The following is a 20,381-nucleotide window of genomic DNA, read 5'->3' on the forward strand; positions in this document are numbered from 1 at the left end:
AGCTCAAATCCATTAGGATTTGAGCTTTAGCATGTAGACAAACCATCGCGTTCGGTGTCAGGTCTGCAAAGGTTTTCTATCATGCTGAAAAGAAAAAAGCTAAAATGCACATCATTTTAGCTTTTTTTCAATGGCGACCACAAAAGGCGGGTCGTTTTGAATATTCATGTATTGATATGATAAAACTTGTACTTCTTCATGAGACAGTGATCTGCAATAGTCGAGAAGCACTTCTTTTTCTCTTTTACCTTCGGGATGTCCATGGTAGATCACAAGGACGATCAGTCCTCCGGGTTTGAGCCATTCGAGGAGTTGTTTAATCGCTTCAATGGTTGTATGCGCCTGAGTGGTAACGGCTTTATCGCCTCCGGGCAGATACCCAAGGTTAAACACTGCACCAGATATATGTCCATAAACATCCTTCGGCAGATGATCCGCCAGTTTTTCATGTCCATCATGGATCAGGTGAACGTAAGGATATTGATCGCCAAGCCTTTTGCTTGTCTGCTGCAAGGCTTCCTCTTGCACGTCGAATGCAAACACTTGTCCATCAGTTCCTACAAGGTCAGCTAAATAGAGTGTATCGTGGCCGTTCCCCATTGTTGCATCTATGACGATGTCGCCTTTTTGACACGCGCGTTCTAACAGCTCTTTACTAAAAGGAAGCATGCGTTTCAAAATCATTTTGCTGCTTCTTCCAATCTGACGAAACGTTTCCCTTGGTAGCTGTTACGTCTTTCAAGCTCAGCATTAATGGCATTTAGTACTTCCCACTTGTTTACACTCCACATTGGACCAACCATTAATTCAATTGGGCCGTCTCCTGTAATACGATGAATAATCATTTCTGGCGGCAGAATCTCCAGCTGATCACAAACAAGCTGAACATATTCCTCCTGGCTTAAAAACTCAAGCTTTCCTTTTTCATATTGCTTGACCATTGGGGTTCCTTTTAAAAGGTGAAGCAAATGAATTTTAATTCCTTGCACATCTAAATCCGCAACAGCTTTTGCTGTTTCCATCATCATGTCCCGGTTTTCAAGAGGCAATCCGTTGATGATATGCGAGCAGACACGAATTCCGTGTTTTCTCAGCTTTTCTACACCTTCAACGTAGCATTCATAATCATGAGCACGGTTAATGAGCATCGCTGTCCGTTCATGTACCGTTTGAAGACCGAGCTCTACCCATAGGTAAGTGCGTTCGTTTAATTCGGCTAAATATTCCACTACGTCATCCGGCAGACAGTCAGGTCTTGTTGCAATGGATAGACCTACGACACCATCCAGGTTCATGACGGTTTCATATTTTTCTTTTAGGACAGGAAGCGGCGCGTGTGTGTTTGTATACGCCTGAAAATACGCCATGTATTTTCCGTCTTTCCATTTTGTATGCATCCGATCTTTGATTTCATTAAATTGAGTGATGAGATCATCAGCCCGGTTTCCTGCAAAATCACCAGAACCAGCGGCACTGCAAAATGTACAGCCGCCGTGGGCTACGGTACCATCACGGTTTGGGCAGTCAAAGCCGCCGTCTAAGGCTACTTTAAATACTTTATGACCAAAATGTTCACGCAAATGGTAGTTCCATGTGTGATAACGTTTTTCGCTGTTTGAATATAAAAAAGGGTTATGCTGATCCAAGTCAGTAACCTCCTTGCATAAGAATAGGCATCCTTAAAGTTTAACAAAAATCACGAAGGAGGACAATTGAATCTGTCCAACATTTTCTTTAGTGAAAAAGCTTTATATGGGCAAAATAGGCGGGAGCGATGATGAAATGGAGGGAATGTAAGATGGCAACAAGGCAGTCGATCGATGAATTTATCCAAAAAAGTACTGAAACTCTTGAGTTTGCAAGTGAGCAATTTGATTTGAGCGCACGACAGGAACATTATAATGAGGAAGAGTTTTCTAAAGCACAGCTCATGCTTGAGAATACGGTCAATGAATTAGAAAAATTAAAAGATGTCGCCAATGACCAGCAAAGAGAACGGTTAGACAGGGCGCGTGTTCAAATTCAAAGCTTGCAAAACCAAATGATATTAGGAATTTCTTACGATAATGTTTGATGAACAGATCCTTCTTAAAGGGTCTGTTTTATTTTTTGGATGTTTTCGCAAAGATTGTTGTTTTTGGATATATATTTGTAATTGGTTTTCATTCTGTTAAAATATGTTATATATAAAGCAATTGAAAATTTCTTTAATCAAGGGGGTAGAAAAAATGTTGGAGACCCTTCCTAATTGGTTTTGGGCATTATATTACTTATTTTTCTTAGCAACATTAGGAACTGCAATATTCAGTGTTGTGAAAAAGAAACATAGGGGATTGTCCATTCTAACCATTGTATTTACTGTTACAATTCCAATTATTAGCCTGATAAATAGCATTGGTAGAGTAGAAGGAATGAATGAATTTGAACACTTATTTAGTCAATTGCAACAGGGGGCAGTTTGGTCTATCTATACAGTTATAGGCTATATATTTTTAATAGTATGGTGGGTGCTAATCCTGTTCAAAAGCAAGTCCAAAAACCAAGTAATAGTATCTAATTAAAACCTTGTAGAGACCTTAATATTGGGGTCTTTTATTATGCACTTCTCAACTGTACTATAATTAGATTTTTGACACGCTAAAATAAGCCTTTGCTCTACTCGTTTTTCAAATGCTAAATTCTTTTCCTTATCAAGCCATCGGAACCAGTAGAGGTAGTTGTCCAAATATTTTGTTGCAACTCCTTGAGAACGCTCCATCCACTTTTACAGGCGATTATGAAAAATTATTAACGTGTTAAATGTGGTAAATCCCCTTCTTTACACGCTGTTTTTGACGCTCATGGACTGTTCATGTTGTAATCCTGTTATCTTGGCGAACTTTTTATAATTTGTTGCTGTATCAGTGCATAGCAAATCAGAAGGGTGAATATACTCACCCTTCTGATTTAACACGACCTGTTCCTGCCTTACGAGCAATTACACTTCCATTACGGTCTTGTGCTACGACAACAGCAATTTTAAGGTTAGAATTACCTCTCTTTTCGTCATTTTCTCCACGCTTTTTGGCTTTTCTATGGGTGATTTCTCGCCCCTTCATAGACTCACGAAAGAAAGTTTCATCACTTTCAACGATACCTTATAGTTGATTAAATCCGAAACTGCCTGATGCGTTCAAGATTTTATGTCTCCAATAAAATGCGGTGGAAATTTGTATTTTAAGGCGTTCAGCAATTTTGGGTAGAGTATAACCCTCAACCATAAACCAGAAGCAAATCTGGCTTCACGAATGCTTTTAAATAGTTTCGTCATTTTATCTGGTTCGTCTGGAACTTGTTTCATTACGTTAAACAAGGCTAATTGCTCTGATTTGGTTAAATTGCTGAACTCTTCATAAACATTTTCCCACATACTTAAACGCCTCCCGAATGCCCACTGTAACAACCTTTTAACAGTATAATCAAGAGAGCAACAATCTTTACGAAAACAGCCTATTTTTTTCTAGAGTCTCTTGACTTTTCAATTAAGTGTCTATATTGTATTAAGTGTACTACATCAACTAATACACTACAGACACTTAAAAAGTGAAGAAAGGTGTTCAACCATGAAAAAAGAAAAAAAGCCAATCAATTTGAAGTGGATGGTGCTGGCTGTTGCGTTAGCCTGTACATTTTTTTTCGTTCTCGTTTTCATTGGTTTTGAAGTTCAAAAAGATTTGATACCCAATTCGGTCCCTTTAATGCAAGGACATGAACAAGCGATAGGACTGCAAAAGCATGAATGAGGAAAGAGGGAGCCATCATGATCCAAATAGATCCAAGAAGCGCTGCGCCAATATATGAACAAATCATTGAGCAGCTCAAAATTTTATGTTTAAAAGGCGTGATGAAGCCAGGTGACAAACTGCCCTCTGTCAGAGAGCTCGCCACCATTATTATTGCCAACCCAAACACCGTGAGCAAAGCGTATAAAGAACTTGAACGGGAAGGGATTATTGAAACGCTAAGAGGCCGTGGAACGTATGTGACAGAAGGTGCACAGTTAAAGCTGAATGAAGGGAAGGTGCTCGAGATGAAAGAACAGTTAAGACAACTCATCATAGAAGCTCATTATGCCGGTATTGATATTCATCAACTGAAGGAATGGCTAGAAGAGATCGGCTCAAGTCTTAAAGGAGGAAAACAAGTTGATTGAGGTCAGAAATGTATCAAAAACTTTAAATGGACGCCAAGTCCTCAGTGACGTTTCCTTCAAAATAGGAAAAGGTGAGATCTTCGGTCTGTTAGGGCGGAATGGCTCTGGAAAAACAACGCTTCTCCGATTGATACAGCAAATTCTTCTTCCGGATGAAGGAGAGATTTATTTCAAAGACGTGCTGGTGAAAGACCACCCGCTAGTCAAGCAAAATATTGTGTATATGCCGGTCGTAAATCCTTACTTTGACAGGTACAATTATGGACAGCTTGTAAAGCTTTTAAAACAACTGTATCCAAAGTTTGACGTGACATATGCCAATGAGCTTGTGAACCGGTATGAGATCCCGGAAAAAGTGAAATATCGTGAATTGTCGACAGGACTAAAGAAACAGCTGTCGCTCATTTTAAGCTTTGCGATCAAACCAGCGGTCATTTTATTGGATGAGCCGACTGATGGAATCGACGCTGTGACAAGAAATGATGTGCTTCAGCTCATGATCGACGAAGTGGCAGAACGTGAAACATCGATTCTCATTACATCTCACCGTTTAGAAGACATTGAGCGTATGTGTAATCGAATCGGATTTTTAGAAGGAAATGAACTCACAAGTGTCATGGATTTAGATGAATTAAAGGATGACTATGTCAAAATCCAAATGGCCTTTGAAGAAGATATGAACTTAAGTATTCGTAAAAATGGCGTTGCGATTTTGGATCAAGCGGGCGTTTTCTATACAGCGCTTGTTCTTAAAACCGACGTGGAGGCTAAAGAATACTTGAAGTCACTAAAGCCAAAAGTATGGCATGAACTGCCTGTGAATTTAGAAGAAGTATTCATTGCGAAGTTTGGAGGGAAACGCAGATGGTAAAGCGGCAATTATTATATAAGGAGTGGAAGCAGTCTGAGCTGACATTCATTTTAGTGATGCTCGTTGCTGCGCTTGCGACACCCTTCGCATTCTTAATGGAATATTCTTCTTTTCAAACGTGTCTAAACGATACAGAGTGTATTGTCGATTCACCGCGTTTTTCATATTTCTTTAATACAGATGCTTTCCTCTCCCTTTCTTGGTTAATGGGGCTCTTCTTTGCTGTCATTCAGCTGGGATTTGAGAGAAATAAAGGGCATATGGACTTTACCTTATCTTTACCATTTAGCAGAAGTGCAATTTATCACACAAAGTTTTTCTTAGGTGCTGGAATCATTGCAGTCGTTCATGCCGTTTCTTATGTTCTTACTTATTTACTTATTTTAGGACTTAACCCACTAGAGACACCTGGCTTTCATAGCGGTTATGTCATTTCGCTTGTGTCCTCCTTGATGTTTTATAGTTTATTTTTTGCAGCGGGTACTTTAACCGGAAGTTCCATTGCGCAAGCAATTGTTGGGTTCAGCACAGCTATTTTACCCTTTTTAGTGATCGGATTACCGCTTGTTCATTTAGATTTTATTATAAAGACAAGTGGAAGTTGGTTAGATAAGAGCTTCGCTTATTTGATATCGCCTATGTCTCCAATCAACTATATTATAGACGAACCTTTCCGATCTGATTATCCTCTTTGGTTCTCAGGCGAAAAAATCATTATACCTATTGTCATGATGGTTCTGTTCTATCTAATTGGCTTAATTAGCTTTATAAAACATCCAATTGAACGAAATGGCCGCTTCTTTCTTTATCAAAAGATCGATCGACCAATTCAAATTATGGTCATTGTCTTCGGAGTTCTAGGATTTGGCTGGGTTGGATTTTCTTCAGACAATTCCATATTTGGTTATATTGCTGGCATGCTCATCGGTGGAGCTGTGGGCGCACTAACGAGTTATTTCTTAATCTATCGAAAAAGATAAACAGAGAGCAGGGGAGTAGAGATGATTCAGATTCAAGCATTAGATCATGTATTTAAAATTGGTAAAAAAGGCAGGGAAAATGAAATTCCTGTACTAAAAGGGATTGACCTGTCCATCAAAAGAGGCGATATTGCTTGTATTGTTGGACGAAGTGGTTCAGGGAAATCGACTTTGTTGAACTTAATATCAGGTTATATTACGCCAACGAGTGGACAAATTACCATTGATGGCACCAATGTGACTGGCTTTAATGAAAAAGAATGGGCAGACTTTCGCTTAGATCACTTTGGCTTTATCTTTCAAAGCTTTCAGTTGATCGGGAGCTTAACAACGTATGAGAACGTTGAACTTCCGCTCACTTTAAAAGGTGTGAAGCCGTCTGAACGAAAAGCGAAAGTAAAAGAAATGCTGAAACGAGTAGGTCTTGAACATCACGCAGGACATTACCCAAATGAGCTGTCAGGCGGACAGCAGCAGCGTGTGAGTATTGCAAGAGCCTTGATTTTAAATCCATCTATTATTTTAGCGGATGAACCAACAGGGAGTCTCGATTCAGAAACTGAAGGAGAAATTCTAGCCTTTATCCAGCAGCTCAATCGTGAAAAAGGAATTACATTTGTCATCATTACACATGACGATGAAGTCGCTTCAATCGCAGACACAACGTTCCAGCTTCACGATGGTGTATTAAAGAAAGGGGAACAATCCATTGAAATTTAGAGATCAGGTCAAATTCATAAGAAGAAACATGAAGAAAAATAGATTGCGTGTGTTTATGACCATTCTTGCGACGACAATGGCATGCTCTTTCTTAATCGTTTTAGCGTCTGTCGGTTTTGGTTTGCAAAAATCAGCTCAAGATGAAATCATGAAGCAGCAAATCATCACAGAAATTAAAGTGTTAGGAAAAGAAAAAGGAGACGTCAAGATTGATGATTTAAAGAAATATGATCATGTGAAATCTGTCGTCTCAAGAACATCGATCATTCCATTGGTTAACGTCGAGCTCGATGACCGTTCAAGTGAAACACATGCTGCTTTAACCGATATGAAAGAAGAAAAAGAAGCAGGGCTTGAACTAGACCGAGGAAAAGTCCCAACGTCAGCGAACGAAATTGTGGTTGGGTATCATATGGCGCAGCAACTGTGGACAAAAAAAGAACGCGAAGCCTATGAAAAAAAATTAAATCAGACGTCAAATGGGGAAGAAACACCGAAGGAGCCTAAAGGCTACACGAAAGATATTTTAAATAAAGTGATTCAAATCAAAGTGCCAAAACTAAATGAAGAAGATGAAGTCGTTAAAGAAAAAACATTTGATTTCCGTGTAGTAGGTGTTTTGAAAAAGCCGAATTTGGAGTGGCAGGAGGATCATAAAATTCTGATTCCGAATGCTTATGAAAAAGAATTTGGCCAAATACTCGACCTGTCTCCTGAAGCAGGAAATGTCGAGAAAATGACCTCTGTTTATGCAGATAAATTCGACAATGTCGGTGCACTCACGGATAAACTAACAGATGAGGGCTACCAAGTCATCTCTGTGACGAATCAGCTAGAAGGAATGGCTATGTTCTTTACAGTCTTCAAAATTGGACTTATTTTTGTCGGATGTATTGCAGTCATTATTTCTGCCATCGGTATTTTCAATACGATGACCATGGCGGTAACAGAGCGAACACAAGAGATTGGGATTATGAAAGCCATTGGCGCGAATCCATCCATTATCAAGCGAATGTTCCTAATGGAAAGTGCTTATATTGGAGTCATCGGATCAATCATCGGTATTATCATCTCATATATCATTAGTTTCGCCGTTAATTTAATCATCCCAGCCATTTTATCATCCATGTCTGAGGGAGGATCAAGTGATCAATTCTCGATTACTTTTTCATATATTCCACTCAGCCTTGTGATTACAGCAACAGTGATCAGCGCAGGGGTAGCGATCATCTCAGGGCTGAACCCGGCACGTAAGGCAACAAAAACGAATGTATTAGCAGCTTTAAGAAGAGAAATCTAAAAAAGAACCTCCTGAAAACCCGATTGGGCACTCAGGAGGTTCTTTTTAATCAAACATCGCTATTGCTTAGGTGCCCTGTATCCGGCACGCTCAGCCTCTTCTACGGAGCAGAACATTTTGGTTACATTCTTTGTTCTAGAGTAGTATCTGCTGCTTGGTGTGTGATAAATACCGTTGACACTCCCTTTAATGTTACAGGCAGCTGATTCTTTTTTTGTTTCCTTTTGTGATTCATGACCGCCTGTGTTTTTTCCTTCATCTTTAGGAGCAGAGCGCTGGACGGTGGAAGACTTCGTATCGCTGCTACTTTTCTTGTTTTCTTGTTTGAGTGTTTCATTGTTGGAGGTAAGCTTGTCTATTTTCTTTTCAAGCGATTGAATGGTCTTTTCTTGCTGTTTGACCGTTTCTTTTTCTGAGGTGATCGTTTCTAGCTTTTTTTCCAGCTTTTCTTTTTCCTTCTCCGCGTCTTCTAAAGAGGAGGTAAGCGACTCTTTATCAGCTTTTAAGCTCGAAATGTCAGCTGAGAGCTCCTTTTGCTCCTTTAAAAGCTGTTCGGAAGATGGATCGGCTTGTGCTTTTGGTGAATTTGCAGCAGCAAGCGGTAATGACATAATGGAAAAGAAGAGACCAATGATCAAAAAAGGATAAAAAAGTTTCTTTGAAAAAATCAGCTCGTTCTGGTGTTTGAGTAAGAAGAAATTGACGGCATATCCGATGGCAAAACAGACACATAAAAGACCTATGATGAGTAACAACATATCTAACAGCCCCCCTAAATTGCTATTTACACCTATCATACCTCATTTTTCCATTTTGGGGAGCGGTTCAATTAAAAAAACCCTGTTTACACAGGGTTTTCAGCTAATGGTAATCCTTTTATGGCTTCTTTTACTGTTAAATAAGTGATCGTATTCTGGAAATCTGTATCGAGGTCTTTCATTTTCATCGCAAGCTGCGGTTTGATTCCAGTGATGATTAGTTCGGTTCCCGTTAGATTGAGAAGATGATGCAGTTTGAAAATGCGTGCTGCGACGGAATCATCGACTTCGATTAAACCAGAAAGGTCGACAATTAAATAATCATCCTTTGAATCATCTAATATACAAGTTAACTTAGCGACAATGGCATCAAAGCGTTCTTCAGATAATTTCCCGATAAGCGGAAGGGCAGATACACCATTTTTGATTGGGACGATTGGCGTCGAAAGAGAGGTGACTTCCTGTAAGGAATCTTCTAGGAGCTGTTCATATTCTTTCTGTTTCGTAATATCCTTTTGAAAACCAATGAAAAATGTTTTGTCATCTTGTTCAATGTATAGAGGATCTATATTGAGTTCATTCCAAAAAAAAGTGCCGTCTTTTTTATAATTTTTTAGCTGTGTGGTAATAGGTGTTTTGTTTTGAATTCCATGACGAATTAAAGCAAGCTGCTTTTGATCCGTGTCTTTTCCTTGAAGGAATCGACAATTACGCCCAAGAATCTCATCTGGTTTGTATCCAGTCATTTGTGTAAAGCCATGATTCACATAAACGATAGGGTTATCCTCTATGGAAGGGTCTGTAATGACAACACCGATGCGCGCATGATCCAGCGCTTTTTTGATGAGTTCAAGCTGTTTTTGCAAACCGAAAATGTTCGAGCTGACCATATTACCCTCCTTTGCTGCTATAAGACATATCAAATGGTTGTCTTTTCACCAAATGAATCCTTATAAACGTAACATAACATATGTTCTGTTTCAACGATTGAAACGCTTTGTTAAATTTGTCATCATAGTTTGTCCTCCATTAGAATAGAGTAAGTAAGGAGACTTTTCATTAGAAAAAGAAGGAATAAATTACTCAACATTCATAAAATGACAAAAATAGTTAATATGGATTAGGTAAAAATGATTCCAATGCATCAAGATTGTTTTTAGGTCATTCACATATAATGGAAGAAACAAGCTTTTTTTCTTCGTTAGAGAGAATAGACCTTTTACATGGATTATGACGGAACAGCAGAATGGCATTACAGGGGGCTGGACAGCCTGAAGTCGCTTTACTATTCTAAGGGCTTTAGGAAGGTGATGAAAATGCTGCAACAAGTCATTATTGCTTGCGCCATTGGAGGGGTCATGGGCATTCTCGGTCACGTAAAGAAAAAAGGCAGGCTAGAGAAGCCCAGAATGACAAAAAAGTTTATTTACTTAGGGTTTATTGAAGATTGGCTCGTTGGGATGATTGCCGCTACACTGCTTGTCTTATCCTCAAATCCCGAATCTAGTCTGCACTTGATCATCTTATCAATTATTTCAGGTTACGGAGGAGAAGCAGTTCTGCGAAGCTTTGATTTTGTAAGAGATCAGCGTTCACAGGATGCAGACTCCAGCCGTCATAACCGATCTCCACACGAATAATATCCTCTACTTTACCCTAGTCTAGGGTACATTCCCATTGTATACAAACCTGCTTGCACTTATGATCATAATTCTATAAAATACTACTTAGATGACGGTTACGATAAGAACAGTGAAGAGGAGTAGTAGGAAAGCAGTATTTGTCTTTAGAGAATTGACGGCTGGTGAAAGTCAATCAAATCTGCTTCTGAACTCGCCTCAGAGTTGCAGTTGCGTTAAAGCTTCTGTCGCATGTCTGCGTTAAAGATATTAAGTGAGCGTACGAACAGCATGTTACGCTAACAAGGGTGGTACCGCGGGAACCAAAAAATCTCTCGTCCCTTTCCAGGGATGAGGGTTTTTTGTTGATTTTAGAAAAATCTGAATTCTTGCAGTGGTCATCTAAGCAGATAAAGCCGTACATATTAAAGGAGGTTTTCACATTGAGTTTTCAGCATCGGGAAATTGAAAAGAAGTGGCAGGATTATTGGCTGACACATAAAACATTCGCCACATCTGACTCGGAAGATAAACCGAAGTTTTATGCGCTTGATATGTTTCCATATCCATCAGGAGCAGGGCTTCATGTCGGGCACCCTGAGGGCTATACAGCAACGGATATTTTATCACGCATGAAACGTATGCAGGGATATGATGTTCTTCATCCAATGGGATGGGACGCATTTGGTCTCCCGGCAGAACAGTATGCACTTGATACAGGGAATGACCCGGCGGCCTTTACAGAAGAGAACATCAATAACTTCCGCCGCCAAATTCAATCACTAGGGTTCTCGTATGATTGGGATCGAGAAATCAACACGACAGATCCGAATTACTACAAATGGACACAATGGATTTTCTTAAAATTGTACGAAAAAGGATTGGCCTATATCGATGAAGTACCAGTGAACTGGTGCCCAGCGCTTGGCACAGTGCTAGCAAACGAAGAAGTCATTGATGGAAAAAGTGAACGCGGAGGCCATCCTGTTGAAAGACGTCCTATGAAGCAGTGGATGCTAAAGATTACAGCATATGCGGACAGGCTGTTAGAAGATTTAGAGGACATTGATTGGCCTGAAAGCATCAAAGATATGCAGCGTAACTGGATCGGACGCTCTGAAGGTGCGCACGTTCATTTTGAAGTAGAAGGGCATAACGAACAGTTTACGGTTTTTACAACGCGTCCTGATACACTATTTGGTGCAACTTATGCGGTGCTTGCTCCAGAACATGCACTAGTTGAAAAAATCACATCAGCTGCTCAAAAAGAAGCAGTCGAAGCATATATCAAAGAAATTCAATCGAAGAGTGATTTAGAGCGGACAGATCTTGCCAAAACGAAAACGGGTATTTTCACAGGGGCGTATGCCATCAATCCGTTAAATGGTGAAAAAATGCCGATCTGGATTGCAGATTACGTGCTGGCGACTTATGGGACTGGAGCTATTATGGCGGTTCCTGCTCATGATGAACGTGATTATGAATTCGCTAAAACTTTTGATCTTCCAATCAAAGAAGTTGTAGAAGGCGGAGACATCGAAAAAGAAGCCTACACAGGTGATGGAAAGCACATTAACTCTGATTTCCTAAATGGCTTAGGAAAAGAAGAGGCGATTGAAAAAGCGATTGCATGGCTTGAAGAACATCAAAAGGGTGAAAAGAAAGTCACATATCGTTTAAGAGACTGGCTATTTAGCCGCCAGCGCTACTGGGGTGAACCGATTCCAATCATTCATTGGGAGGACGGAACATCTTCAGCTGTTTCAGAGGAAGAGCTTCCACTGATCTTGCCTAAGACGACTGAGATTAAGCCAAGTGGTACAGGTGAATCACCATTAGCCAATATTAAAGACTGGGTTGAGGTTGTAGATCCTGTAACAGGTAAGAAAGGCCGCCGTGAAACGAATACAATGCCGCAATGGGCAGGAAGCTGCTGGTATTTCTTACGTTATATTGATCCTCATAACTCAGAAGAGCTTGCATCTCCTGAGAAGCTGAAGAAATGGCTTCCAGTTGATGTGTATATCGGCGGAGCAGAACACGCTGTACTGCATCTTCTATATGCACGCTTCTGGCATAAATTCTTGTATGATATCGGTGTTGTTCCAACAAAAGAACCTTTCATGAAATTGTTCAACCAAGGCATGATTCTTGGGGAAAACAATGAAAAAATGAGTAAATCAAAAGGAAATGTGGTCAACCCGGATGATATCGTAGAATCTCATGGTGCAGATACATTACGACTTTATGAAATGTTCATGGGACCTTTAGATGCGTCAATTGCTTGGTCTGAAACAGGACTTGATGGTGCTCGTCGTTTCCTTGATCGTGTATGGCGTCTATTTACAAATGAAGATGGCTCACTCAGTGATAAAGTGACAGAGCAATCTGGCGGCGCATTAGAACGCAGCTATCATGAAACCGTCATGAAGGTAACTGATCATTATGAAGGCTTGCGTTTCAATACAGGCATTTCACAATTAATGGTGTTTATCAACGATGCCTATAAGGCTGATACACTGCCGAAAGAATATGCAGAAGGCTTTGTAAAGCTTCTTTCTCCAATTGCACCGCATCTTGCAGAAGAGCTTTGGAATAAACTTGGTCATGAAGGGTCTATTTCTTATGAAGCATGGCCTCAATATGATGAGTCAAAGCTTGTCGACGATGAAGTAGAAATTGTCGTACAGCTTAACGGTAAAGTGAAAGCAAAATTAACCGTTCCTGCTGATGCAACAAGGGAGCAGTTAGAAGAGCTTGCGAAAAATGATGCACGCGTAAAAGAACAGCTTGAAGGGAAAACCATTCGCAAAGTGATTGCGGTTCCTGGGAAGCTTGTCAATATTGTTGCGAACTAATGATGACACCCATCGGTATGAACCGGTGGGTGTTCTTTATTTCCCGGGACATAATTTTGTCGAAAACAAGGTGATTCCTGCATCGGTCTCGTATTTTAACAGGTGATCAAGAAAATGAGGAGTGACGTCAATGGAAAAGGAAAGCAAACGTGAACAACTGCTCAGTCTGTTAGGAGAAATGCCAGAGCGTCATCGCGTGGAGGCTTATACGTTAAAAATGGAGGAACGTGAATCATATGTAGTGGAAACACTCATTCTCTCCATAAATGGCGTAGAGGAAGTCCCTGCTTATTTCGTGAAACCGAAGGATACGGTGAAAAAAAGACCCGTAGTACTGTTTCAGCACTCTCATGGCGGTAATTATGTCAACGGGAAGGAAGAGCTGTTAGAGGGTGCTCATTATTTGCAAGCGCCTTCATATGCAAAAGAGTTTACGTCAAAAGGATATAGTGTACTGGCCATTGATCATGCAGGGTTTGGTGAGAGAAGGGGAAGAACAGAAAGTGAAATTTTTAAGGAAATGCTTTTAACAGGAAAAGTGATGTGGGGCATGATGCTCTATGAAAGCATGTGTGCGATTGATTATTTGATGTCTCGATCTGATGTACTGGCGGACCGGTTAGCTGTCTTTGGGGTGTCAATGGGCGGTCTCCTTTCCTGGTGGACGGCTGCACTTGATGAGAGGGTAAGTGTGTGTATTGATCTTTGCGCACAGGTGGATCATCATACATTAATTGAAACGAACAATTTGGATAGGCATGGCTTTTATTACTATGTACCGAGATTAGCAAAGTATTTTACAGCAGCGGACATTCAAGAAATGATTTTTCCAAGACCGCATTTAAGCTTAGTTGGAAAACTTGATCAGCTCACGCCTGCTGAAGGCGTTGGAAGGATTCAAAAGGTATTGAGTCAAACCTATCAAGCTGCTTCATTGAAAGAACGATATCAGCTTGCCCATCTTCATGCAGGTCATTTTGAAACAGCCGCTATGCGTCACGAGGCGACACGATTTTTGAAAAAGTGGCTGTAATCAAGAAAACGCTTGGACATACTACGTCAAAAGAAAGGAGGAGACAGATGAAAAAAATCACCATCATTGGCGGGTGCGGTGTAATTGGACGCCTTTTAACAAAAGCGCTCTCTACTGAATACAGTGTCACGATTATTGATCTGACGAGCTGTGTAGAAGGAGTCATTTTAGCCGATGCAGCGAATGAACAGAATGTATATGAGGCAATTCCGCGGGATACAGATGTCATCTTGCATCTTCTAAACATTGACATGACGCATGATGTGATGGATCATGAAGAATTTGCAAAAATGACTGATATTTTTTGGAGGAGTACCTATTATATGTTTCGGTCAGCCGCGCGGCTTGGCATACGAAAAGTCATTTTTGCAAGCAGCAACCATGTGACGGATCGTTATGAAGAGGATGGACGCTCCTTACTTGGACGGCAGATTACAACTGACGATGTGCCTGCGACTAAAAATGTCTATGGCATTTTAAAATTTGCTTCCGAACAGCTGGGGCGTTTGTTCCACGATCAAACGGGAATGTCTGTCATCAATTTACGGATTGGAACAGTTGTGACAGATGAGATGAAGGCATTACACAAAAAGCAAAGAACAAAAAGAACGCTGCTGTCACATGAGGATCTTGCAGGTATGACAAAAGCAGCGATTGAATCGGATATTCCCTTTGGAACCTATTATGCTGTATCAGAGAATGAAGAAAAGCCATGGTCTACTGAGAAAACGAAGCAGGAGTTAGGCTACAAACCAGATGTCAATACGGCGGAACTCCTTGGAGAAAATGATCAGACATAGGGCATAATCATGTCATGAGCTAATGATCCTATTCTTTTGTTTCATGAGCATAAAAGCACGGCTGACATGATCTTTCCAGTTGGACTGTCAAGATGATTATAGACGCTTTCTTCCCTCGTTTGTTACATTTTAATCACGATATCGTCACAGGCTGCAGCTTACTTTCAGTTGAAATGATAACGCTTTCAAAGAAAGGGCGTGATGAACATAGATCGTTCTATTAAAGGCCGATTGTTCAATTTATTTAATTACTCTTTTCTACTCATGTTCGCATTAATATGTGTGCTTCCGTTCATCCATGTCATTGCCGCCTCTTTTGCAACAGTAGAAGAGGTCATCACGAAGAAGTTTATCCTGCTCCCAACGACGTTTTCTTTAGAGGCATATCGATACATTTTTTCTACAGATATTGTGTATCGCAGCCTCATTGTGTCCATTCTTGTGACGCTTGTTGGAACAGCTGTCAGCATGTTTTTGTCCTCGCTTATGGCATACGGGCTGTCTCGCCAGGAGCTAAAAGGCCGAAGAACACTGATGTTTCTCGTTGTCTTCACGATGCTGTTTAGCGGAGGTATGATTCCGACGTTTATTGTGGTGAAAACACTTGGTCTGCTTGATACGTATTGGTCACTTATTCTACCGGTTGCAATCAATGCGTTCAATTTAATCATTTTGAAAAACTTTTTTCAAAACATACCGGCAAGTCTTGAGGAATCAGCGAAGATGGACGGCTGTAACGATTTAGGGATTTTCTTTAAAATTGTGCTGCCACTTTCTTTGCCAGCCATTGCAACCATTTCACTTTTTTATGCCGTGACGTATTGGAATACGTATATGACCGCTATTCTGTATTTAAATGATTCAGTGAAATGGCCGATTCAGGTGTTGCTGAGACAGATTGTCATTGTCTCAAGTGGAATGCAGGGAGATATGTCGGATATGGGCTCATCCACACCACCGCCAGACCAAACGATTAAAATGGCTGTCATTGTTGTGGCGACCATTCCGGTTCTGCTTGTCTATCCATTTATTCAAAAGCATTTCAACAAAGGGGCATTACTAGGTTCTGTAAAGGGTTAAAAAGATGGAACAACGGAGGGATCTTATGGGGAGAAAGAAATTATGGCTGATTGCGTTTGTCCTGTTATTTGCAGCAAGCGGTATTTTGTCAGCATGTTCAAGTAAAGGGGCAAACTCATCAGATGAGAAGGTTGATTTAGACAAAAAGGTAAAGTTGACATGGATGGCGATTTTATATCATCAGCAGCCGCCGAAGGATTCCGTTTTAAAAGAGATTGAGAAGCTTACAAATACAGAGCTTGATATTACATGGGTGCCTGATGCTGTGAAGGAAGATCGGTTAAATTCCGCACTTGCAGCAGGGAATTTGCCGCAAATTGTGACGATTCAAGACATTAAAAATTCGTCTGCGATTAATGCGTTCAGATCAGGCATGTTCTGGGAAGTCGGTCCGTATTTAAAGGATTATCCAAATTTAAGTAAGATGAACGAACTGATTAATAAAAACGCCTCTATAGACGGCAAGCTTTATGGCATCTATAGAGAAAGACCACTTTCAAGACAAGGGATTGTCATTCGAAAGGATTGGCTTGAAAATTTAAATTTGGATACACCAAAAACATTGGATGATCTATATGAAGTAGCCAAAGCCTTTACTGAAAAAGACCCGAATCAAAACGGAAAAGCGGATACAATTGGCTTTACGGATCGGAACGATTTAATTTATGGAGCATTTAAAACACTTGGTTCATATGAAGGTATGCCTACAGACTGGAAAGAAGAAAACGGCAAATTCACGCCAGACTTTATGACAGATGAATATATGAATACAATGAAATACATGAAAAAGCTGCGTGATAATGGCTATATCAACAAAGACTTCCCAGTGACAAGCAAAACACAGCAGCAGGAATTATTCTCACAAGGAAAAGCAGGCATCTATGTTGGAAATATGGTAGATGCCGTGAACCTGCGAGATGATGCGACAGATAAAAACATGAAAGTAGATATTATCAACCGAATCAAAGGCCCAGATGGCAAAGAACGTGTGTGGGCATCAGGTGGTCATAATGGCATCTTCGCATTCCCTAAAACAAGCGTGAAATCAGAGGCAGAATTAAAGCGGATTTTGGCCTTCTTTGACCGCATTGCCGAAGAAGATGTATATGGTCTCATGACGTACGGTATCGATGGCCAGCATTATAAGAAAGAAGAAGGGAATACATTTGTCAGGGAAGAAAGCCAAGTGAAAGGCTGGCAGACAGATGTCCAGCCGCTTGTCAGTCTTGTAGGAATTGATAAACGGTACTTGAAAAATAAAGGGGATGCAGTTCGTTCTAAATATGAAGAGCTAGAAGAAGACAATAAAAACATTATCGTTGCCAATCCTGCTGAAAGCCTGTATTCAGAAACAGCATCAGAGCGTGGAAACGAATTGAAGAAAATCATCGATGATGCGACGTATAAGTTCATTCTTGGAGACATCAGTGAAGATCAATTTCAGAAAGATGTAGAGAAATGGAAATCAAATGGTGGGAATAAAATCATAGAAGAATATGAGGCTTCCTTTAAAAAATCAAAATGATCAATAGGAACACCCCCGCAAAGCAAAAAAGCGGGGGTGTTTTGATTAAAAGTCGAAGTTGTCTGGATCTGGACCGATACGTTTGTTTTCATTTAAGTCAGAAAGACGTTTCATATCCTCATCAGTTAAGACAAAATCAAATATATCAGCGTTCTCCTTTAAACGATGTGCTTTCGTTGATTTTGGGATGGTGATGACGCCTTTTTGTACATCCCAGCGCAAAATAATTTGAGCAGGTGTTTTACTGTATGTGTCTGCAAGCTCTGTGATCAGCGGGTGATGCAGCAGTTCACCCTGCATCAGCGGTGACCAAGCTTCCATTTGAATGCCATGAGAGTTCAAATACGTATAGAGTGTTTCCTGCGTTAGCTTTGGATGAAATTCTACTTGATTGATAGCTGGTTTGATCTCTGCATCTTTTAATAGCTCGTCTAGGTGATGCGGCTGGAAGTTGCTCACTCCGATAGCTCTGACCTTTCCTTCACGATACAAGGTTTCCAGTGCACGCCAAGCTTCTTTGTATTTTCCTTCAACTGGCCAATGGATTAAATACAGATCAAGGTAGTCAAGCTGAAGTTTTTTCAAGCTTTCTTCGTATGCATGAAGGGTAGATTCATATCCTAAATCGGCATTCCACACTTTTGATGTGACAAAAATGTCCTCGCGGCGCAGTCCTGTTTCTGCTAAACCAAGCTGTATGCCTCGTCCAACACCTTCTTCATTTCCATAAATAGCTGCTGTATCAATACTGCGATAGCCTAATTGAATGGCTGTTTTGACAGCATCAACTAATTCTGCTCCATCTTCCACCTTGAATACACCAAGGCCAAAGCCTGGCATGCGGACTCCATTGTTTAATGTTTTTGTACTTTGTAAATGTTCCATAATAAAAACTCCTTTAGTTGGTTTGTATTTGTTCTTTTTGTTCCATTTGATAACTGATCATCGTAAGAATGGCTGCGATGAGGACCATAATGCCGCCGACCCAGCCTGTATGAACAAGACCAAGTGAATCTGTCACGATGCCGCCTAAAAATGAGCCAATGGCAATACCGGCATTAAAGGCAGCGATATTCATAGCAGATGCGACGTCGACTGCTCCAGGGGTGTATCTTTCGGCAAAATCAACGACGGCTACTTGCAGTCCAGGTACATTCATGAAAGCAAACAGCCCCATCAGCATGACGGTTCCAATGCCTAATACTGTGAATCCTGCAGTGAAGCTAAGGATAAACAAGATGATGCTTTGGATAATAAACATATAGATCAGTGCTTTCATTGGCTGTGCATTAGCAGCTTTTCCGCCAATGACATTTCCAGCTGCGATCGTGATGCCGTATAAAAGCAGGATCAACGCCACAGCCCCAGGCGCAAGACCTGTGACATGCTGCAAGAGAGGAGATAAATATGTGAAGACGACAAAGGTTCCTCCGTACCCTGTGGCTGTAATGACAAATAAAAGCAAGATTCTTTTTGTTTTTAATAAGACAGCTTGATCTTTAAAAGATGTTTTCACACCCTGCTTTAATTGAGACGGAACAAGAAAATAGTTGGTTATCAGTGCGATCAGACCAATGATCACAATCACACCAAATGATGTCCGCCAGCCGAACTCATGACCAAGAAATGTCCCGAATGGCACACCTGTCACAGTCGCTACTGTTAAACCAGTGAACATAAAGGCAATGGCGCTTGCCCGTTTTTCTTTCACGACAAGGCTTGCAGCAATCGTAGAGCCAATGGACATGAAGATTCCATGGGACAAGGCTGAAATCACCCGGCCGATTAACAGCACTGAAAAAGTCGGGGCAATGGTGGCAAGTGTATTACCAACCAAAAAGACGAGCATAATGAGCAAAAGCAATGTCTTTCTTTTCATCGTGGAAGTAAGGGAAGTCAATATAGGCGCACCAAATGTCACACCAAGTGCATATAAAGAGACAGTCCAGCCCGCCTGACTGACGCTCACTCCAAAGTCCTCTGAGATCATTGGCAAAAGACCGACACTAATGAACTCAGTTGTTCCTATAGCAAAAGCACTAATCGCTAGTGCGAGCAAAGCAAAATGGTTTTGCTTGTTCTTCATCAGTAAGTTCACATCCTTCTGTGATGACATTTTGATAGACGAAGCCGATCGGCAAGAGTTATTATCTAACATAGATGACGAAAAAAAAAGTACGTACTTTTTTGTAATATAGGTACTAAAAAGTGCCTGTTCGTACAAAGAGGAGTGAATATTCGATGGAAAAGAAAAAATATAATATCTCTGTGGAAGCAACGCTTGATGTCATAGGCGGGAAGTGGAAGTGTGTGATTTTATGTCATTTGACACACGGGAAAAAACGTACGAGCGAATTGAAGCGGCTCATGCCAAACATCACACAAAAAATGCTGACGCAGCAGCTGAGAGAGCTTGAAAGTGATGGCGTCATTAACCGGATTGTCTATGAACAGGTACCGCCAAAAGTGGAATATGAATTAAGTGAATACGGACAGTCGCTCGAAAGAATTCTCAATGCGCTATGCGATTGGGGAGCAGCTCATATTGAACGTGTGTATGGAGAGCCGCTTTCAGTGCTGGAAGACAGCATCTTAAATGAACAGTTTAAATAAAAGAGCCCCGCTTTCGTGTGAGAGCGGGGCTC

The 20,381-nt window shown here is 40.7% G+C and carries 21 protein-coding genes, 1 pseudogene and 1 other annotated feature; of the genes and pseudogenes, 15 read left to right on the forward strand and 7 right to left on the reverse strand.

The genetic code is table 11. From position 1 onward, the window contains the following. Window positions 1-111: 111 nt before the first annotated feature. Together mnmM and mnmL are read right to left on the reverse strand one after the other, a co-directional pair. Window positions 112-684 (reverse strand): tRNA 5-(aminomethyl)-2-thiouridylate-methyltransferase MnmM, encoded by a 573-nt coding sequence (gene mnmM, locus AC20OE_RS05040; protein WP_041086761.1) that lies wholly within the window; start codon window positions 682-684, stop codon window positions 112-114. Then, window positions 681-1,646, reverse strand: a complete 966-nt coding sequence (gene mnmL / locus AC20OE_RS05045) for a tRNA modification radical SAM protein MnmL/YtqA (RefSeq protein ID WP_017358356.1) — start codon at window positions 1,644-1,646, stop codon at window positions 681-683. Before mnmL ends, mnmM begins: the two co-directional genes overlap by 4 nt. A gap of 152 nt (window positions 1,647-1,798) precedes the next feature. Between mnmL and AC20OE_RS05050 the strand changes: the two genes are divergently transcribed. Both AC20OE_RS05050 and AC20OE_RS05055 read left to right on the forward strand, forming a co-directional pair. Continuing rightward, window positions 1,799-2,074, forward strand: coding sequence for a YtzC family protein (locus AC20OE_RS05050; protein WP_487268605.1), 276 nt, complete (start codon window positions 1,799-1,801; stop codon window positions 2,072-2,074). A 154-nt stretch (window positions 2,075-2,228) separates the two neighbouring features. Then, window positions 2,229-2,561 (forward strand): hypothetical protein, encoded by a 333-nt coding sequence (locus AC20OE_RS05055; RefSeq protein WP_099663564.1) that lies wholly within the window; start codon window positions 2,229-2,231, stop codon window positions 2,559-2,561. Here the strand turns inward: AC20OE_RS05055 and AC20OE_RS05060 are convergent. Then, a pseudogene (locus tag AC20OE_RS05060) lies at window positions 2,558-3,409 on the reverse strand (IS1595 family transposase). The gene AC20OE_RS05055 and the pseudogene AC20OE_RS05060 overlap by 4 nt on opposite strands. Window positions 3,410-3,602: 193 nt before the next feature. Between AC20OE_RS05060 and AC20OE_RS05065 the strand changes: the two are divergent. The 6 genes from AC20OE_RS05065 to AC20OE_RS05090 are packed head-to-tail and all read left to right on the forward strand — an operon-like array spanning window position 3,603 to window position 8,063. Next, entirely contained in the window at window positions 3,603-3,782 is a 180-nt protein-coding gene (locus AC20OE_RS05065) for a hypothetical protein (protein ID WP_039180825.1), read from the forward strand. 17 nt (window positions 3,783-3,799) lie between these two features. Next, window positions 3,800-4,192, forward strand: a complete 393-nt coding sequence (locus AC20OE_RS05070) for a GntR family transcriptional regulator (protein WP_019743690.1) — start codon at window positions 3,800-3,802, stop codon at window positions 4,190-4,192. Then, window positions 4,185-5,063, forward strand: a complete 879-nt coding sequence (locus tag AC20OE_RS05075) for an ATP-binding cassette domain-containing protein (protein ID WP_039180822.1) — start codon at window positions 4,185-4,187, stop codon at window positions 5,061-5,063. The genes AC20OE_RS05070 and AC20OE_RS05075 overlap by 8 nt, the downstream gene beginning before the upstream one ends. Next, window positions 5,057-6,043, forward strand: coding sequence for an ABC-2 transporter permease (locus tag AC20OE_RS05080; RefSeq protein WP_144494640.1), 987 nt, complete (start codon window positions 5,057-5,059; stop codon window positions 6,041-6,043). The genes AC20OE_RS05075 and AC20OE_RS05080 overlap by 7 nt, the downstream gene beginning before the upstream one ends. Window positions 6,044-6,064: 21 nt before the next feature. Beyond that, on the forward strand, window positions 6,065-6,763 hold the full coding sequence (locus AC20OE_RS05085) for an ABC transporter ATP-binding protein (RefSeq protein WP_041086750.1): 699 nt from the start codon (window positions 6,065-6,067) through the stop codon (window positions 6,761-6,763). Beyond that, window positions 6,753-8,063, forward strand: a complete 1,311-nt coding sequence (locus AC20OE_RS05090) for an ABC transporter permease (protein ID WP_487268609.1) — start codon at window positions 6,753-6,755, stop codon at window positions 8,061-8,063. Before AC20OE_RS05085 ends, AC20OE_RS05090 begins: the two co-directional genes overlap by 11 nt. Window positions 8,064-8,122: 59 nt before the next feature. Here AC20OE_RS05090 and AC20OE_RS05095 read toward each other — a convergent pair whose 3' ends face one another. Both AC20OE_RS05095 and ytvA read right to left on the reverse strand, forming a co-directional pair. Further along, window positions 8,123-8,821, reverse strand: a complete 699-nt coding sequence (locus tag AC20OE_RS05095) for a sunset domain-containing protein (RefSeq protein WP_099663559.1) — start codon at window positions 8,819-8,821, stop codon at window positions 8,123-8,125. Window positions 8,822-8,907: 86 nt separating this feature from the next. Further along, window positions 8,908-9,711: a YtvA family blue-light photoreceptor gene (gene ytvA, locus AC20OE_RS05100; protein ID WP_212043855.1), complete on the reverse strand. Its 804-nt coding sequence runs from the start codon at window positions 9,709-9,711 to the stop codon at window positions 8,908-8,910. Window positions 9,712-10,131: 420 nt separating this feature from the next. On the opposite strand from ytvA, the gene AC20OE_RS05105 reads away from it, so the two are divergent. From AC20OE_RS05105 to AC20OE_RS05130, 6 genes are all read left to right on the forward strand, one after another. After that, complete coding sequence (locus tag AC20OE_RS05105) at window positions 10,132-10,461, forward strand: DUF4257 domain-containing protein (protein ID WP_228280384.1); 330 nt, start codon at window positions 10,132-10,134, stop codon at window positions 10,459-10,461. Window positions 10,462-10,564: 103 nt separating this feature from the next. Further along, window positions 10,565-10,786: a binding site (T-box leader), on the forward strand. Window positions 10,787-10,883: 97 nt separating this feature from the next. Next, the gene (leuS, locus tag AC20OE_RS05110) at window positions 10,884-13,298 is read left to right on the forward strand and encodes a leucine--tRNA ligase (protein ID WP_107163196.1); all 2,415 of its coding nucleotides are present in this window, start codon (window positions 10,884-10,886) and stop codon (window positions 13,296-13,298) included. 130 nt (window positions 13,299-13,428) lie between these two features. Beyond that, a complete protein-coding gene (locus AC20OE_RS05115; RefSeq protein WP_487268612.1) occupies window positions 13,429-14,331 on the forward strand; it encodes a dienelactone hydrolase family protein in 903 nt (300 codons plus the stop codon). A gap of 47 nt (window positions 14,332-14,378) precedes the next feature. After that, entirely contained in the window at window positions 14,379-15,131 is a 753-nt protein-coding gene (locus AC20OE_RS05120) for an NAD-dependent epimerase/dehydratase family protein (protein WP_247544415.1), read from the forward strand. Between the two features lie 219 nt (window positions 15,132-15,350). After that, complete coding sequence (locus AC20OE_RS05125) at window positions 15,351-16,211, forward strand: carbohydrate ABC transporter permease (RefSeq protein WP_487268811.1); 861 nt, start codon at window positions 15,351-15,353, stop codon at window positions 16,209-16,211. A gap of 25 nt (window positions 16,212-16,236) precedes the next feature. Then, window positions 16,237-17,736: an extracellular solute-binding protein gene (locus AC20OE_RS05130; RefSeq protein ID WP_039180784.1), complete on the forward strand. Its 1,500-nt coding sequence runs from the start codon at window positions 16,237-16,239 to the stop codon at window positions 17,734-17,736. A 45-nt stretch (window positions 17,737-17,781) separates the two neighbouring features. On the opposite strand, the gene AC20OE_RS05135 is transcribed toward AC20OE_RS05130, so the two are convergent. Together AC20OE_RS05135 and AC20OE_RS05140 are read right to left on the reverse strand one after the other, a co-directional pair. Beyond that, entirely contained in the window at window positions 17,782-18,624 is an 843-nt protein-coding gene (locus AC20OE_RS05135; protein WP_180272432.1) for an aldo/keto reductase, read from the reverse strand. A gap of 10 nt (window positions 18,625-18,634) precedes the next feature. Further along, window positions 18,635-19,822, reverse strand: coding sequence for an MFS transporter (locus AC20OE_RS05140; protein ID WP_487268615.1), 1,188 nt, complete (start codon window positions 19,820-19,822; stop codon window positions 18,635-18,637). 155 nt (window positions 19,823-19,977) lie between these two features. Here AC20OE_RS05140 and AC20OE_RS05145 point away from each other — a divergent pair, with 155 nt between their 5' ends. Then, the gene (locus AC20OE_RS05145) at window positions 19,978-20,349 is read left to right on the forward strand and encodes a winged helix-turn-helix transcriptional regulator (protein ID WP_034322520.1); all 372 of its coding nucleotides are present in this window, start codon (window positions 19,978-19,980) and stop codon (window positions 20,347-20,349) included. The last annotated feature ends 32 nt before the right edge of the window (window positions 20,350-20,381 follow it).

This window comes from Bacillus sp. SRI_025 (assembly GCF_057592095.1).

Coding starts and splice junctions, on each gene's coding strand:
- AC20OE_RS05095 (WP_099663559.1), bottom strand. CDS start 8,821: ATGTTGTTACTCATCATAGGTCTTTTATGTGTCTGTTTTGCCATCGGA.
- AC20OE_RS05115 (WP_487268612.1), top strand. CDS start 13,429: ATGGAAAAGGAAAGCAAACGTGAACAACTGCTCAGTCTGTTAGGAGAA.
- AC20OE_RS05085 (WP_041086750.1), top strand. CDS start 6,065: ATGATTCAGATTCAAGCATTAGATCATGTATTTAAAATTGGTAAAAAA.
- AC20OE_RS05055 (WP_099663564.1), top strand. CDS start 2,229: ATGTTGGAGACCCTTCCTAATTGGTTTTGGGCATTATATTACTTATTT.
- AC20OE_RS05065 (WP_039180825.1), top strand. CDS start 3,603: ATGAAAAAAGAAAAAAAGCCAATCAATTTGAAGTGGATGGTGCTGGCT.
- AC20OE_RS05145 (WP_034322520.1), top strand. CDS start 19,978: ATGGAAAAGAAAAAATATAATATCTCTGTGGAAGCAACGCTTGATGTC.
- AC20OE_RS05070 (WP_019743690.1), top strand. CDS start 3,800: ATGATCCAAATAGATCCAAGAAGCGCTGCGCCAATATATGAACAAATC.
- AC20OE_RS05050 (WP_487268605.1), top strand. CDS start 1,799: ATGGCAACAAGGCAGTCGATCGATGAATTTATCCAAAAAAGTACTGAA.
- AC20OE_RS05130 (WP_039180784.1), top strand. CDS start 16,237: ATGGGGAGAAAGAAATTATGGCTGATTGCGTTTGTCCTGTTATTTGCA.
- mnmM (WP_041086761.1), bottom strand. CDS start 684: ATGATTTTGAAACGCATGCTTCCTTTTAGTAAAGAGCTGTTAGAACGC.
- AC20OE_RS05080 (WP_144494640.1), top strand. CDS start 5,057: ATGGTAAAGCGGCAATTATTATATAAGGAGTGGAAGCAGTCTGAGCTG.
- AC20OE_RS05105 (WP_228280384.1), top strand. CDS start 10,132: ATGAAAATGCTGCAACAAGTCATTATTGCTTGCGCCATTGGAGGGGTC.
- AC20OE_RS05120 (WP_247544415.1), top strand. CDS start 14,379: ATGAAAAAAATCACCATCATTGGCGGGTGCGGTGTAATTGGACGCCTT.
- ytvA (WP_212043855.1), bottom strand. CDS start 9,711: ATGGTCAGCTCGAACATTTTCGGTTTGCAAAAACAGCTTGAACTCATC.
- AC20OE_RS05140 (WP_487268615.1), bottom strand. CDS start 19,822: ATGAAGAACAAGCAAAACCATTTTGCTTTGCTCGCACTAGCGATTAGT.